The sequence below is a fragment of the Streptomyces sp. NPDC021562 genome, from assembly GCF_040640875.1.
Lineage (GTDB): Bacteria > Actinomycetota > Actinomycetes > Streptomycetales > Streptomycetaceae > Streptomyces.
Map to the genome: position 1 here is coordinate 26,858 of NZ_JBFACN010000009.1, position 14,196 is coordinate 41,053.

14 protein-coding genes are annotated in these 14,196 nt (G+C 72.1%); 3 read left to right on the forward strand and 11 right to left on the reverse strand.

Features of this window, described 5'->3' with window-relative positions:
- Positions 1–114 precede the first annotated feature (114 nt).
- Positions 115–843: a glutamine amidotransferase gene (locus AB0G52_RS15700; protein ID WP_132887877.1), complete on the reverse strand. Its 729-nt coding sequence runs from the start codon at positions 841–843 to the stop codon at positions 115–117.
- 26 nt (positions 844–869) lie between these two features.
- Positions 870–2,108, reverse strand: a complete 1,239-nt coding sequence (locus AB0G52_RS15705; protein ID WP_132887878.1) for a MurT ligase domain-containing protein — start codon at positions 2,106–2,108, stop codon at positions 870–872.
- Between the two features lie 150 nt (positions 2,109–2,258).
- Here AB0G52_RS15705 and def point away from each other — a divergent pair, with 150 nt between their 5' ends.
- Complete coding sequence (gene def, locus AB0G52_RS15710; protein ID WP_132887879.1) at positions 2,259–2,798, forward strand: peptide deformylase; 540 nt, start codon at positions 2,259–2,261, stop codon at positions 2,796–2,798.
- Between the two features lie 73 nt (positions 2,799–2,871).
- Here def and AB0G52_RS15715 read toward each other — a convergent pair whose 3' ends face one another.
- Complete coding sequence (locus AB0G52_RS15715; RefSeq protein ID WP_132887880.1) at positions 2,872–3,516, reverse strand: TetR/AcrR family transcriptional regulator; 645 nt, start codon at positions 3,514–3,516, stop codon at positions 2,872–2,874.
- 172 nt (positions 3,517–3,688) lie between these two features.
- Here AB0G52_RS15715 and AB0G52_RS15720 point away from each other — a divergent pair, with 172 nt between their 5' ends.
- Positions 3,689–4,915, forward strand: coding sequence for an acyl-CoA dehydrogenase family protein (locus tag AB0G52_RS15720; protein WP_361336850.1), 1,227 nt, complete (start codon positions 3,689–3,691; stop codon positions 4,913–4,915).
- Positions 4,916–4,967: 52 nt separating this feature from the next.
- Here AB0G52_RS15720 and AB0G52_RS15725 read toward each other — a convergent pair whose 3' ends face one another.
- The 8 genes from AB0G52_RS15725 to AB0G52_RS15760 form a co-directional block, all read right to left on the reverse strand.
- Positions 4,968–5,489, reverse strand: coding sequence for a cupin domain-containing protein (locus AB0G52_RS15725; RefSeq protein WP_132887882.1), 522 nt, complete (start codon positions 5,487–5,489; stop codon positions 4,968–4,970).
- A 7-nt stretch (positions 5,490–5,496) separates the two neighbouring features.
- Positions 5,497–6,747, reverse strand: coding sequence for a cytochrome P450 (locus AB0G52_RS15730; RefSeq protein WP_361336852.1), 1,251 nt, complete (start codon positions 6,745–6,747; stop codon positions 5,497–5,499).
- Between the two features lie 5 nt (positions 6,748–6,752).
- Positions 6,753–7,817 (reverse strand): type III polyketide synthase, encoded by a 1,065-nt coding sequence (locus AB0G52_RS15735; protein WP_132887884.1) that lies wholly within the window; start codon positions 7,815–7,817, stop codon positions 6,753–6,755.
- Between the two features lie 254 nt (positions 7,818–8,071).
- The gene (locus AB0G52_RS15740; protein WP_132887885.1) at positions 8,072–8,308 is read right to left on the reverse strand and encodes a DUF6213 family protein; all 237 of its coding nucleotides are present in this window, start codon (positions 8,306–8,308) and stop codon (positions 8,072–8,074) included.
- A gap of 25 nt (positions 8,309–8,333) precedes the next feature.
- Positions 8,334–9,719, reverse strand: a complete 1,386-nt coding sequence (locus tag AB0G52_RS15745) for an NADP-dependent succinic semialdehyde dehydrogenase (RefSeq protein ID WP_132887886.1) — start codon at positions 9,717–9,719, stop codon at positions 8,334–8,336.
- 75 nt (positions 9,720–9,794) lie between these two features.
- Positions 9,795–10,262, reverse strand: a complete 468-nt coding sequence (locus tag AB0G52_RS15750) for an NUDIX domain-containing protein (protein WP_132887887.1) — start codon at positions 10,260–10,262, stop codon at positions 9,795–9,797.
- The gene (locus AB0G52_RS15755) at positions 10,259–11,797 is read right to left on the reverse strand and encodes an ATP-dependent DNA ligase (RefSeq protein ID WP_361336855.1); all 1,539 of its coding nucleotides are present in this window, start codon (positions 11,795–11,797) and stop codon (positions 10,259–10,261) included. Before AB0G52_RS15755 ends, AB0G52_RS15750 begins: the two co-directional genes overlap by 4 nt.
- 54 nt (positions 11,798–11,851) lie before the next feature.
- On the reverse strand, positions 11,852–13,420 hold the full coding sequence (locus tag AB0G52_RS15760; RefSeq protein ID WP_361336857.1) for a N,N-dimethylformamidase beta subunit family domain-containing protein: 1,569 nt from the start codon (positions 13,418–13,420) through the stop codon (positions 11,852–11,854).
- A gap of 187 nt (positions 13,421–13,607) precedes the next feature.
- Between AB0G52_RS15760 and AB0G52_RS15765 the strand changes: the two genes are divergently transcribed.
- Positions 13,608–14,177, forward strand: coding sequence for a cupin domain-containing protein (locus AB0G52_RS15765; protein ID WP_132887889.1), 570 nt, complete (start codon positions 13,608–13,610; stop codon positions 14,175–14,177).
- The last annotated feature ends 19 nt before the right edge of the window (positions 14,178–14,196 follow it).

The window sequence follows — 14,196 nt, forward strand, 5'->3', positions numbered from 1 at the left end:
ACCCTACCCGCGCGAGGGGGTCCCTCCGCACCGGGCGTCCGCCTGCTGGACGTGCCCGCACATGTGAGCGGACACCCTGTCAGGCGGGCCCGGAACCGGCCTCTCCGACCCAGCTCAGGCGGGCTGCTGGGCGGACGCGATGCGCTCGGTGCGGAGCGCCTCGTACCACCGGTCGTCGATCGGCGGCAGCGCGTTGACGTCGAGCGCCAACTTCAGCAGCAGGTCGGCGATGAGCGGGTTGCGGGCGAGCACGGGCCCGTGCATGTACGTACCGAAGACGGTCTCGTTGTACGCGCCCTCCGTGCCGTCCCCGGTGCCGTTGCCCCGGCCCAGCTGGACCCGGGCGAAGGGGCGGGCGGTGGGGCCGAGCTGGGTGACGCCCTGGTGGTTCTCGAACCCGGTCAGCTGGGGCAGCCCCAGGCGCGGGTCGATGTCCGCGAGGACGTCACCGACGCACCGCTCGCCGGTGCCGCGCACGGTCGTCACGTCCAGCAGGCCGAGTCCCGGCTCCCGCTGCCCCAGGTCGTTGATGAACTCGTGGCCGAGGATCTGGTAGCCGGCGCAGACGGAGAACACGATCGCGCCGTTCTCCACCGCCCGGTACAGGTGCCCGTCACGGCGCAGCCGCTCCGCGGCGAGCCGCTGCGGCCGGTCCTCGCCGCCGCCGATCAGGTAGATGTCGCCGGAGGTCGGGATCGGCTGGTCACTGCGCACGTCCAGCCGGGCCACGTCGAGACCGCGCTGCCGGGCCCGGCGCTCCACCACGAGGGCGTTGCCCTGGTCGCCGTAGGTGCTGAGCAGGTCCGGGTAGATCCACACCAGCCGCAGTTGGTTGTCGCTCATGAGGTGATCGTTCCTTCGGGGGTCAGTCAGTTGCCGACGCGGCGGCGCAGGTCCTGGAACGCCGTGTAGTTCGCGATGACCTCGATACGGCCCGGCGGGCACATCTGCACGGCCTGGTCGAGGGAGTCGCAGACCTGGAAGTGCTGGCCCGCGACCTCCAGACGGACGGCGAGGTCGAGCTTGCGGTCACCGAGCACGAAGATCGGGTGGCCGGTGAGGCGCGTGTAGTCCACGTCCCACAGCCACGAGGTGTCGGTGCCGTCCGCGCCGCGCGCGTTCACCGAGAGGATCACCGGGGTCGGCGGCGGGTCGATCAGGGAGAACGTCTCCAGCCAGCCGGCCGGGTTCTTGGCGAGGAGCAGCCGCAGGTCCCGTCCCTGGAACTGCACGACGTCGTACCGTCCCGCGACGGCCTGCACCTGGTACATCCGTTCCAGGGCGACCTGCGGCGGCACCCCGAAGACGGCGGCCACGGCGGCCGAGGAGGCGGCGTTCGCCTTGTTGGCGCGGCCCGGGAGCTGGAGGTGGATGGGCCAGGCGGACCCGTGCGGGTCGAGCACGTGGTCCCCGGACAGCACCCAGCTCGGCGTCGGCCGGCGGAACCCGCACTCGCCGCAGAACCAGTCGTCGCCCGGCCGCTGCATCACGCCACCGCAGGACGGGCAGGACCAGGCGTCGTCCTTCCACATCTGCCCGGCGGCGACCCAGACCACGTTGGGGGAGGAGGACGCGGCCCACACCACCAGCGGGTCGTCGCAGTTCGCCACGATGACGGCCTTCGACCCGGCCAGACCCTCCCGCCAGTTCTCGGCGAGCATCCGGGTCTCGGCGGCGCGGTCGAGCTGGTCGCGGGAGAGGTTGAGCAGGGCGATGCACTTGGGGTCGGTGTCCCGGGCCACCCCGGCCAGGTACTTCTCGTCGACCTCGATGACACCGAACTTGGACTCCGAGCCGCCCGCGAGCGCCGACGTGATGCCGGCCGGCATGTTGGCCCCGAGCGCGTTGGACACGACCGGCCCCGCGGCCTTCAGCGCCTCGGCGATGAGCCGGGTGGTCGTCGTCTTGCCGTTCGTCGCCGAGACGAGCGTCACGTCCAGGTTCTGAGCGAGCCGGGCGAGAAGGTCGGGGTCGAGTTTGAGCGCGACCCGGCCCCCGATCACGGATCCGCTGCCGCGCCCCGCTGCCCGCGATGCCGCCGCGACCGCCTTGCCCGCGGTCACGGCCAGCTTGGCCCGCGGCGTGAGCGGGTCCGAGTTGCCTGCCATCAGTTCTCGATCCTCCTTGCGTACGCGCCGCGCCTCAGCCATCCGGCAACGTGGTGTGAGGTAAGCCTATCGAGATCCGTTCGCACACCCGAATTGCGGCCCTCGCCAGCGCGGCGGGCAGGGGCTGATTCGAACCGTACCCTTGCGGCCATGCGACACGGTTCCATTCCGGGCGCCCGCGGGCGGGTCCGGCCCCTCGTCCTGCTCGGTGACCCCGTCCTGCACGCCCGTTGCGCGGAGGTCACCGACTTCGGCCCCGAACTCTCCCGTCTGGTGGAGGACTTGTTCGCGACGATGTACGCGGCGGAGGGGGTGGGCCTGGCGGCCAACCAGGTGGGGGAGCCGCTGCGGGTGTTCGTCTACGACTGCCCCGACGACGAGGACGTCCGGCACCTGGGTCACGTGGTGAACCCGCGCCTGGTCACGACGGACGGCGTCACGCTGCGTGGCCCGGAGGGCTGCCTGTCCCTGCCGGGCCTGGAGGCGGGCACGGAGCGCTACGACCACGCGGTGGTCGAGGGCTTCACCGCCCAGGGCGACCCGGTCACGATCGACGGCACGGGCTTCTTCGCGAGGTGCCTCCAGCACGAGACCGACCACCTGGAGGGTCACGTCTACGCCGACCACGTCAGGGGCTGGCGCAGGCGCAGACTGATGCGACAGGTGGCCAGATCCTCTTGGCACCGGTGAGCGGACGCGCCCCGAAGGGGGCGCGAGGAACTGCGCGACCAGCCCCCACCGGCCGTCCGACGACACACGACCCTCAGAACCCAGGACCCCCCACTCTGTCCCCCGCCGCGGCAAGCCGCCCCCACAGCAGATCGGCCAGACTCTTCACCAACTCGTCACGGGAACACGGCCGTTCCCCCAGCCACCAGTCCCCGGCCGCGTGCATCATCCCGACGATCCCGTGCCCCCACACCCGGGCCAGCTGCTGGCTGTTCGGCCCGAGGTCCAGCCGGTCCTCGATGACCTGCGCCAGTTCCTCGCCCATCCTGCGCAACAGCGGCGCCGAATGCTTGCCGACGTCGAACCCCTGGTCCGCCCCGGTGCCGCCCTCGGCGGGGTGCATCAGGAACCGGTACACCTGCGGCCGCGCCTCGATCGCCGCGAGGTAGGTGTCCAGCGTCGCCTCGACCCGCTCACGGCGGTCCGCGGGCGCGTCCAGCGCCGCGCGCAGCGAGTTCAGCAGCGCGTCGGTGTGCCGCTTGGCCAGCGCCGCGTAGAGCCCGCTCTTGTCGCCGAAGTGCCGGTACAGGATCGGTTTGGTGATGCCGGCCTCCGCCGCGATCGCGTTCATGGAAGCCTGTGGGCCGTCGCGCAGCACCACCCGGTCGGCGGCCTCCAGCAGCTCACGCCGTCGGCGGTCGGCGGACCGCTGCTGTTCGGTCCGCTGTGTGGTGTCCATGTGCTCTCCCCACCCCGTGCTGTTTCGCTGACGCCTGCGCAAACTAACACCTGGCAGCCGCCCCGTATCGAACTGGCTGCCGAGGTGACCTCGGGAGTTGACTTTTCCTACTGACCAGTAACAGACTTGGGTTACCGCTAGTAACACATTATGCGCCGCCGCTGGAGGGGTCATGGCCGAGTTCACCATGGAGCTCAACGACGAACAGAAGGAGGTCCGGGACTGGCTGCACCGTTTCGCCGCCGACGTCATCCGTCCCGCCGCCGCCGAATGGGACGAGCGTGAGGAGACTCCCTGGCCGGTCATCCAGGAGGCCGCGAAGGTCGGCATCTACTCCCTCGACTTCTACGCGCAGCAGTACTTCGACCCCACCGGCCTCGGCATACCGATGGCCATGGAGGAGCTGTTCTGGGGCGACGCGGGCATCGCCCTGTCCATCGTGGGCACGGGTCTGGCCGCCGTCGGCGTCCTCGCCAACGGCACCGAGGAGCAGATCGGCACCTGGATCCCCCAGATGTACGGCGACCCGAACGACGTCAAGGTCGCCGCGTTCTGCTCCTCCGAGCCGGACGCCGGCTCCGACGTGGCCTCCATGCGCACCAAGGCCGTCTACGACGAGGCCAAGGACGAGTGGGTGCTCAACGGCACGAAGACCTGGGCCACCAACGGCGGCATCGCCAACGTCCACGTGGTCGTCGCGGTCGTCGACCCGGAGCTCGGCTCCAAGGGCCACGCGTCCTTCATCGTGCCGCCGGGAACGCCCGGGCTCGCCCAGGGGCAGAAGTTCAAGAAGCACGGGATCCGCGCCTCGCACACCGCCGAGGTCATCCTCGACGGCGTCCGGGTGCCCGGTTCCTGCCTGCTCGGCGGCAAGGAGAAGCTGGACGAGCGGCTGGCCCGGGCCCGGGAGCGGGCGAGGTCGGGCGGCGAGCGCGTCAAGAACGCGGCGATGGCCACGTTCGAGGCGAGCCGGCCCGCGGTCGGTGCGATGGCCGTCGGCACGGCACGTGCCGCCTACGAAGTCGCCCTCGACTACGCCAGGACCCGTGAACAGTTCGGGCGGCCGATCATCGACAACCAGGGCGTGGCCTTCCAGCTCGCGGACATGCGTACCTCCATCGACGCGGCCCGGCTGCTGGTGTGGCGGGCGTCCTGGATGGCGATCAGCGGGAAGCCGTTCACCGCGGCCGAGGGGTCGATGTCGAAGCTGTTCGCCAGCGAGACGGCCAAGAAGGTCACCGCGCAGGCGATCCAGATCCTCGGCGGCAACGGGTACACGCGGGAGTATCCGGTGGAGCGGATGCACCGGGACGCGGCCATCTACACGATCTTCGAGGGCACGAGTGAGATCCAGCGCCTGGTGATCGCGCGGACGCTGGCGGGGATGCCGATCCGGTAGCGCCCCAGGGGTGCGGGTGCGTCGCGGACAGCCGCACCCCTGGGGCGGCTCCTCACCGGTGCTTCAGAGGTGTGAGCTGCTCGATGTCGTAGCGGCTGCGGAGTTCCTCGATCGCCTCGTGATCGGGTGGGCCGCCGCTGCCCAGGATCTCCAGCAGCTCCTCGAAGTAGCGCTCGTGGTCCGGTGGCGGGGACGCCTGGAAGAACATCTTCGCCGGGGTGTCCGTCGGGTTGGCGAAGGCGTGCGGGCAGCCCGGGGGGACGACGATCACCGTGCCCGGGGTCGCCCGCACCACCTTCGAACCCGAACTCGACTCCCAGCGCTGCCAGTTGTCGGGGGTGCGGATGCGTGGCTCGAAGGCGAGGACGTCCAGTTCGCCTTCGAGGACGTAGAACAGCTCCTCGCTGCGGGTGTGCACATGGGCGCCCACGTCGAAGCCCGGCGGGACCTCCACCTCGAAGGTGGAGGCCATCCGTGAGTGCGCGCCCGTCACCTTGAACGTGACACGCTGGGCCGGTGTCTGGACCACACGCCCGTGACCCGGCGGTACGAGAAGTCCCTCGGTGGTCGTCATGGGCCGCTCACCAGGTCACCGGAAGGGCCTCGGGTCCCCGGATCAACGCGCCCTTGCGGAAGGGCACCTGCTCCGGGGGCACGGCGAGCCGCAGTCCGGGCAGCCGGTCGAGGAGGGCGTCGACCAGCAACTCCTCCTCCAGCCGGCCGAGCCGGCCGCCGGGGCAGTAGTGCGGGCCGACCCCGAAGGCGAGGTGGGGGTTGGGGCTGCGGGCGAAGTCGATCGTCTCCGGGTCGGGGAACACGTCCGGGTCGCGGTTGGCGGCCAGGTACGAGACGTAGACCGGGTCGCCCGCGCGGATCAGAACGCCCTTGATCTCCACGTCCCGCAGGGCGATCCGGGACAGCCCGACCGCGCTGCGGTGCGGGATGTAGCGCAGGAGCTCGTCGATCGCCCGGGGGCGGATCTCCGGCTCGGTGCGCAGCCGCTCCAGGAGGTCGGGACGGGTCAGCAGCAGGTAGAACATCTGCCCGCTGTTGTTGGTGACCGCCTCACCGCCGATCTGGAGCAGGACGGCGAGACCGACCGCCTCCTCCAGCGTGACCTCGCCGCGGCCCACCGCGGCGCCGAGCAGCGACGTCACGTCCTCGCCCGTGCTGTCCTCGCGCAGCGCGATCAGATCGCCGAAGTAGGCGCTCATCTCCCGCTTGGCCTTCTCGCTGACCTCCTTGCCGTGGCTGGAGGACAGGATCAGCTGGGTCCAGATGTGCATGCTGTGCCGGTCGGCGGCCGGTACGCCCATCACCTCGCAGATCACCGCGATGGGGAACGGGCTGAGGACCGTCGCCGTGAGGTCGGCCGGGGGCCCGTCCTGGACGAGTTCGTCGACGATCTCGTCCAGCATCCGGCGCGCCTTCTCCCGGACCCGCTCCACGCCCTTGCCGGTGAGCGCGGGGGCCACCGTACGGCGGAGCCGGGTGTGGTCGGGCGGGTCGAGGAAGCCGACCGCGCCCCGGTCCGGGATGAAGTGCGGGGCGAGCCGGGTGACCGGCTGGTTCATCACCGCCTCGCGGCTGAACCGGGGGTCGTTGGCCACCATGCGTACGTCGTCGTACCGGGTGACCAGCCACGCCCAGCCCTCGCCGTTCGGCAGCCGGATCCGGGTGACCGGGCCCTCGCGCATCAGCTCGGCCAGGGTGGGGTCGAAGTCCACCCCCGCCAGGTCCGGCACCTCCCAGTGCCGGACCTGGCAGGCGGCGTCCAGGGGCACCGCGCCGGGTGCCTCGTCGGCCGGGTCGAGTGGTTCGGTGAGCGTCATCTCGGTCAGGCCGCCTCTTCGTCCGAACGCCGCCAGCGACCCAGCGACATCTCCGCGGTGATGCCGGGACCGAACCCGGCGAGCAGGCCGCGCGCCCGGTGCTCGGCGCCGCCCTCGTCGAACATCCGGCGCAGCGCGTCCAGGACGACGGCGCTCGCGATGTTGCCGTACTCGGTGAGCGTGGACCGGCTGAACCGGAACGCGTGCGGATCGACCTCGAGGAACTTGCTCAGGTCGTCGAGGATGCGGGGGCCGCCCGCGTGGACTATGTAGAAGTCCAGGTCGGCGGCGTTCCAGCCGTGCAGCCCCGCCAGGTCCTGGAGGGCCGGCGCGAGCGGCTCCATCGTCGCGGGCACCCGCTTGTCCAGCAGGAAGTGGAACCCGGTGGCCCGGACGTCGTACATGATCCACTCCTCGGTCTTCGGGATCAGGTACGAGCCGTTGCGTTCGAGCTCGACGCCGGTGCCGCCCTTGCCGCGGACCACGGCGGCGGCGATGCCGTCACCGAACAGGCCGTTGGAGAGCAGCGAGCCGACGCCGAGGTCGGTGGGCTGGTAGCACAGCGAGCAGAACTCGCAGGCCACGATGAGCGCGTTGGCGTCCGGGTACGCCGAGCAGAAGTCGTGCGCCCGGTTGATGGCCGCTCCGCCGGCCGCGCAGCCCAGCTGGGCGATGGGCAGCTGACGGGTGGTGGAGTCGAAGTCCATCTCGTTGATCAGCCACGCCGTGAGCGACGGCATCATGAAGCCCGTGCACGAGACGTAGATGATCACGTCGATGTCGGTGGTGAGGAGTTCGGCGTCGTCGAGCGCACGCTGGATGACTGCGGGGACCCGGGCCTTGGCCTCGGCCTCGTAGAGCTTGTTGCGCTCCTCGAATCCGGGGTGCTTGAGGGTTTCCTCGATCGGCTGCACGATGTGCCGGGTGCGAACGCCCGTGTTCTCGATCAGTCTCAGCGCCAACGGCAGCTGCGGGTGGTTCTCGTGGTGGGAGCGCGCCAGTTCCAGCGTCTCCTCCATCGTGATCACGTACTCCGGGACCGACACTGAGGGTTTGCACAAAGTCGCCATGAACCGTGCCTGCTTTCAGCCTTCCGGCGGGTTTGGGCCCGCCGGTTGGAAGGTGGTTCACCTCAGGAGGTGGTCCCCTCACGATCACCCGAGAGGGCGACGATCTCGCGTCGGACTACTCCGAACCGGTGACCCCGTGTCGGGGTCGAATCACCGCAGAGGTACCCCCGAGGAGCAGGACGTGCCGTCCGGCCCGGGCCGCGGAAAGGCCGAACAAGACCAGGTCAGGGCAGTCGCCGCAGCGACGCGCGCGACTACCCCCCCTGTCCGCTGCTGTGGGCGATGCAGGCCACGTCGATCCGGTCGGCCAGCTTGGCGAGCTCGATGGTCAGAGCGGCCACCGTGTCCTCGTCCAGCCCGCCTTCGTCGGCCTCGACAAGACGCAGCCACCGCGCCCCCAACGTCCGCAACAACTTACTCACGTCGGCCGCGGCCACCTGCAAGGTACCGCGGTCGTCGACGATCAGAGGCAGGGTCACTTCGCGGTTCACACTCGGGATCGTAGCCGCGCGACCGTCACGCACCCTGCCAAACGGTGGTGATGTTGCAGAACTCCCGGATTCCGTGCCCGGACAGCTCACGGCCGTATCCGGACCGCTTCACACCCCCGAAGGGGAACGCGGGGTGGGAGGCGGTCATGCCGTTGACGAACACACCGCCCGCCTCCAGGTCCCGCACGAACCGGTCCACTTCGGCCTCGTCACGCGTCCACACGTTCGAACTCAGTCCGAAGGGTGAATCGTTGGCGATGAGGACCGCCTCGTCCAGGTCCCCGGCCCGGTACAGCGTGGCCACCGGCCCGAACGCCTCCTCGCGGTGGATCCGCATGTCCCGGTGGATCCCGGCGAGCACGGTCGGCGGGTAGAACCAGCCGGGCCCGTCCGGCCGCTCCCCGCCGCACAGCACCTCGGCGCCCGACCGCTTCGCGTCCTCGACGAGTTCCTCCAGGTCCGCGCGCCCCCGCTCGCTGGCGAGCGGGCCGACGTCCGTCCCCTCGTCCATGGGGTCGCCGACCGTGAGCGCCCGCATGCCGGCCACGAACCTCTCGGCGAACGCGTCGTAGACGTCCGTGTGGACGATGAACCGCTTCGCGGCGATGCACGACTGCCCGTTGTTCTGCACCCGCGCGGTCACCGCGACGCTCGCGGCCCGGTCGACGTCGGCCGACGGCATCACCACGAAGGGGTCGCTGCCGCCCAGTTCCAGCACCGTCTTCTTGATCATCTCCCCGGCGGTGGCGGCCACCGCCCGGCCCGCGGGCTCACTGCCCGTGAGGGTCGCCGCCTTCACCCGGTCGTCGCGCAGGATGTCGTCGACCGCGCCGGAGCCGATCAGCAGGGTCTGGAAGCAGCCCTCGGTGAAGCCCGCCCGGTGGAACAGGTCCTCCAGGTACAGCGCGGTCCCCGGGACGTTGGAGGCGTGCTTGAGCAGGCCCACGTTGCCCGCCATGAGCGCGGGCGCCGCGAACCGGACCACCTGCCAGAGCGGGAAGTTCCACGGCATCACGGCCAGCACCGGCCCGACCGGGCGGTAGCGCACCCGCACCCGGGACGCGCCCGACTCCTTCACGTCCGTCTCGGCCGGCTCCTCGTCGGCCAGCAGTTCCTCGGCGTGGTCCGCGTACCAGCGCATCGCCTTCGCGCACTTCGCGGCCTCCGCGCGGGCCTGCTTCAGCGGCTTGCCCATCTCGGTGGTCATGGTGCGCGCGATGTCGTCCTGGTCCGCGTCCAGCAGGTCGGCGGCCCGGTGCAGCAGCCGGGCGCGCTCGGCGAAGCTGCTCGTGCGGTACGTACGGAACGTCGCCTCGGCGAGTTCGAGCCGGCGTTCGAGCTCGTCCTCGTCCATGGGCTCGAACGTTTCGAGCGTCTCGCCGTTCGCCGGGTTGACCGTGGCGATGGGCATGGCTGACCTCCCTGGGAGCGGGCTTGCTACGACCTTCCCGCGCGGCCCGGGCGACCGCAACGCGTAGGCCCCTGTTCAGCCCGAGTGCTCCGCCAGCCGGTCGAGAAACGCGGCCTGGGCGGGAATGATCACCTCGCGGGCGCGGTCCGGGGCGAACCAGGCCACCCGGTCCAGCTCCGGGAACTCCTGGACCCGGCCCGAGCGGGGCGGCCACTCCATCGTGAAGGTGCCGGGGACGATCGTCGCCGGGTCCAGGTCCGCCTCGACCGCCCACGCCGTGACGATCTTGCCGTTGGCCTGCCGGACCTCGCCCAGGGCGATCGCCTCGCCGTCCGGCGGCGCCAGGCCCAGCTCCTCCCGGAACTCGCGCCGGGCCGCCTCCCAGGCCGGTTCACCGGGCTCGTACTCGCCCTTGGGAACGCCCCACGCGCCCGCTTCCTTCTTCGCGTAGTACGGGCCGCCCATGTGCCCGAGCAGCACCTCGACGCCCGCACCCGTGCGCCTGAACAACAGCAGACCCGCGCTCCGCTTCGGCTCCGTCAACGCCGTACCTCCGGGTGGGCGGCCAACAGGGCCTCCACCGTATCGGCCTCCTGAGGCCGCTTGTCCTCGCGATAGCGCACGACCCGCGCGAACCGCAGGGTGACGCCGGCCGGGTAGCGGGTGGACCGCTGCAGGCCGTCGTAGGCGATCTCGACCACGAGTTCGGGGCGTACGGTCACCACCCGGCCGTCGTCCGAGACCTCCAGTTCCTTCAGCCGGGCGGTCTGCCACTGGAGCATCGCGTCGGTCATGCCCTTGAAGGTCTTGCCGAGCATGGCCAGGGTGCCGTCCGGGTTGAGCGCGCCCAGGTGGAGGTTGGAGAGCCTGCCGGTGCGCCGGCCGTGGCCCCATTCCGCGGCCAGGACGACCAGGTCGAGCGTGTGCACCGGCTTGACCTTCAGCCAGGCGGCGCCCCGGCGGCCCGCGCTGTACGGGGCGTCCAGGGCCTTGACGACCACCCCCTCGTGGCCGCGGTCGAGGGTGGCGGTGAGGAACTCCTCGGCGGCCGTCGTCTCCTGCTCCCCGGCCACCAGGGCCCGGCGCACCCGCATCGGCTCGGGGACGAGGCGGGCCAGCTCCGCGTGGCGCTCGGCGAAGGGGAGGTCCAGCAGGTCGTGGTCGCCGACCCGGAGCGCGTCGAAGAAGACGGGCGACACCGGGACCTCGCGCGCCGCCCTCGCCACGTCCGTGCGGGAACCGACCCGGCCCGCCGTCTCCTGGAACGAGCGCGGCCGCCCGGCCGCGTCGAAGGAGATCACCTCCCCGTCCAGGACGAACCGGTCGCCCGCCAGCTCCCTGGCCGCGCCGGTGACCTCGGGCAGCCGGTCGGTGATGTCGTCCAGCGTGCGGGTGAAGACGCGTACCGTGTCCCCGTCCCGGTGGACCTGGACCCGGATGCCGTCCAGCTTCTCCTCGACCGCGCAGCCGCCCAGCTTCCGCACCGCCTCGCCGACCGAGGCGGCGGTGTGGGCCAGCATCGGATGGACCGGGCGGCCCACGGTGAGCCGGAACCGGGCGAGGGCCGGCGGACCGTCGGCGAGCAGCGCCTCGGCCACCGCCTGGAGCGACCCGGCGAGCATCACCGCGCGCCGTACGTCGGCCGCGTCCGCGCCGGTCGCCTGGGCCAGTCCCTCGACGGCGAGGGCGTCCAGGGCGCCCTGCCGGACCTCCCCGGTGATCAGACCGAGCAGGAACCGCTGCTCGTCGGCGGTCGCCGCGCCCATCAACGCGCCCACGAGCCTGACCCGTTCGGCCTGCGAACCGGCTCCTGAGACCTTGCCTAGCTCGCTCAGCCGGGCATCGGCCTCGCGGACCGTGAGGGTCGGTTCGGCGGCGGGCTCGACGGGCCGGCTCAGCACCTTCCAGCCGACGCCGAGGCGGCCCTGCGGGAGCCGCCCGGCCAGATAGGGGATGACGACCGGTACGTCGTCGGGGGCCGTCTCCCGGAAGAGCTCGGCGAGCAGGGCGGTCTTGCGGGACCGGGCCGCGGTGGCGGCCACCTCCCGGGACACTTCGGCGAGCCGGGTCAGCAGCATGCAGCCATAGTGCTCCGGATACGGCCCGTCGACACCCGGTGCCGGTGCCCGGCGTCAGGCCGGGGCGGTCGCGTACACCTGCCGGGTGTTGGGGCGCGGCGCCGGCCGGTGGCGGGCCGCCGGGCCCTCGGCGAAGGCACGCAGCAGGTTCTCCGTGGTGCGGGTGACGAAGACGCGGGTGGCCGCGTCCATGCCGTGGTGCCCGGCGCCGTCGCCGGAGGCCGCCATCAGCGCCTCCACCCAGCGCATGGTGCCGGACGCGAAGACCCCGGCTCCGCCGGACACGGTGTAGTACGCCGAGTCGCTGTGGCTGCTCCGGCCGTTGCACACCAGCGGGGAGTGGGCCGTGATCTCCAGCGGGCCCGGGGCGGTCGTACCGGCCGGGACCCGGTCGTACTCGACGCCCACCAGATGGCCGAAGCCCTGGCCGGCGCGGACCGCGGTGCCCTCGTACAGCCAGTGGTCCGGTGCCGTGACGACGTAGGGGGCGTCCACCGGGTAGCCCTCGTAGAGCACTCCGGTGAGGGAGGACTCCGGGTCGGCGCCCGGAGCGGCGCGGAAGTCGGTGGTGACCAGGGCGGGGCGGGCCGGGAAACAGGGGTCGGCGGTGTACGAGGACTTGTAGCAGACGACGGTACGGCCGGGGCCGGCGTCCGAGGCCTCCAGCCGGATCCGGCGGAAGCAGGTGTTCGCGCCGAGGAAGGCGATGTTGGTGCCCGCGTCCCGGGCGGCCGTGACATGACGGCGCTGCTCCGGCGTCCAGTACTCGTCGTGGCCGAGGCAGACGACGGCGGCGGCCCCGGCCAGCACGCCCGGGTCGGCGTGCACGTCCGTCCCGGTGGTGTAGGCGAGGGGTATGCCCAGGCGTTCGGCCAGCACGACCGCGGCCCACTCGTACACCAGGAACTTCTCCGCGCCGCTCAGGTCGTAGGGCCGGTCGAAGGTGACGGCCAGCGAGCGGCCCGCGTAACCGCCGTCGGCCCCGGCGTAGAGGCTGAGCCCGCCCCACCTGTTGTACGCCTGCCAGGTGGCCGGGGCGTGCAGCAGGACGGTACGGCCGGCGCCGCGCGTGGAGCGGACGATCAGCGGCACGTACCGCTGGTGGCCGCTCTCGGCCTCCAGGCGCAGCAGGTACGCCCCCTCCGGCCAGCCGGTGGTGTCCACGGTGAGCGTGCGCGGCCAGCCGGCGCGCACGGTGCGGGTGGCGGCGAGGATGCCGGGGGCCGGCTGGGCGCGGCCCGGGATGCGGGGCGAGTACCAGACCCGCCGGGCCCGCTTCCCGCCGTACCAGCCGGCCCGCAGCGCCGAGATCCGGAACGCGGCGGCCGTCGTCGACACGGACAGGCCGAACGGTTCGCCCGGTGTCACGCTCACCCGGTCGGCGTAGCCGGCGATCGCGTCGGGCGCGCCGAGGGACCCGATGCGCCAGTCGGCGGTCCCCGGTCGCTCGCGCTCCGCCTCGGGCAGCCGGGCGTCCGGCACGGCGGGCGGCCGGGCCGGGGCGGTCCGCTCGCAGGCGGCCGCCGTCCCCAGACCGACGCCCGCGCACAGACCGAGGAACCGCCTGCGGGCGGTTCCGGAGCCGGGCACCGCGGGTGCCCCCTGCCGTTCTCGACCGTCCACGCCGCCTCCTCGGCCCCCGCTCGTCGGCACCGCCCGGGACGCCCCGGGACCGGTTCTCCGGCGCGGTTCCGGTCGCCCTGGCGGGTGGCCGGGTGCGCTTCGGCGACCGTAACCCCGGTGGGCCGGCCGCGCACGGCGCGCCGCTGCGGAATTGACAAACCACGTTGCCGAAACTGCAATGCCTGCCATGACCACCGACGACGTTCTCGCGGGCGTGGGGCCACGCCTGCGCCGGCTCCGCAAGGAGCGTGAGGTGACCCTCGCCGCGCTGGCCGAGACCACCGGCATCTCGGTCAGCACCCTCTCCCGGCTGGAGTCCGGGCTGCGCCGGCCCAGCCTGGAGCTGTTGCTGCCGATCGCGCAGGCCCACCAGGTGCCCCTGGACGAACTGGTCGGCGCCCCGCCGGTCGGCGACCCCCGGGTGCGGGCGAGACCGATGGAGCGGCACGGCCGCACCTTCTATCCGCTGACCCGGCAGCCGGGCGGCCTCCAGGCCTTCAAGGTGGTCGAACCGAAACGGACCCCCGAACCCGACCCGCGCAGCCACGAGGGCTACGAGTGGCTCTACGTGCTGGCGGGGAGGCTGCGGCTGGTGCTCGGCGAGCACGACGTCGTCCTCGGGGCGGGCGAGGCGGCGGAGTTCGACACCCGGGTGCCGCACTGGTTCGGGTCGACGGGGGAGGGGCCGGTGGAGTTCCTCAGCCTCTTCGGGCCGCAGGGGGAGCGGATGCACGTCCGGGCGCGCCCCAAGAGCTGAGGCTGTTTCCCAGGACCCT

What these genes read in the sequence shown, in the direction of transcription:
- AB0G52_RS15700 (WP_132887877.1), bottom strand. Translation starts at nt 843, where the DNA reads ATGAGCGACAACCAACTGCGGCTGGTGTGGATCTACCCGGACCTGCTC.
- AB0G52_RS15705 (WP_132887878.1), bottom strand. Translation starts at nt 2,108, where the DNA reads ATGGCAGGCAACTCGGACCCGCTCACGCCGCGGGCCAAGCTGGCCGTG.
- def (WP_132887879.1), top strand. Translation starts at nt 2,259, where the DNA reads ATGCGACACGGTTCCATTCCGGGCGCCCGCGGGCGGGTCCGGCCCCTC.
- AB0G52_RS15715 (WP_132887880.1), bottom strand. Translation starts at nt 3,516, where the DNA reads ATGGACACCACACAGCGGACCGAACAGCAGCGGTCCGCCGACCGCCGA.
- AB0G52_RS15720 (WP_361336850.1), top strand. Translation starts at nt 3,689, where the DNA reads ATGGCCGAGTTCACCATGGAGCTCAACGACGAACAGAAGGAGGTCCGG.
- AB0G52_RS15725 (WP_132887882.1), bottom strand. Translation starts at nt 5,489, where the DNA reads ATGACGACCACCGAGGGACTTCTCGTACCGCCGGGTCACGGGCGTGTG.
- AB0G52_RS15730 (WP_361336852.1), bottom strand. Translation starts at nt 6,747, where the DNA reads ATGACGCTCACCGAACCACTCGACCCGGCCGACGAGGCACCCGGCGCG.
- AB0G52_RS15735 (WP_132887884.1), bottom strand. Translation starts at nt 7,817, where the DNA reads ATGGCGACTTTGTGCAAACCCTCAGTGTCGGTCCCGGAGTACGTGATC.
- AB0G52_RS15745 (WP_132887886.1), bottom strand. Translation starts at nt 9,719, where the DNA reads ATGCCCATCGCCACGGTCAACCCGGCGAACGGCGAGACGCTCGAAACG.
- AB0G52_RS15755 (WP_361336855.1), bottom strand. Translation starts at nt 11,797, where the DNA reads ATGCTGCTGACCCGGCTCGCCGAAGTGTCCCGGGAGGTGGCCGCCACC.
- AB0G52_RS15765 (WP_132887889.1), top strand. Translation starts at nt 13,608, where the DNA reads ATGACCACCGACGACGTTCTCGCGGGCGTGGGGCCACGCCTGCGCCGG.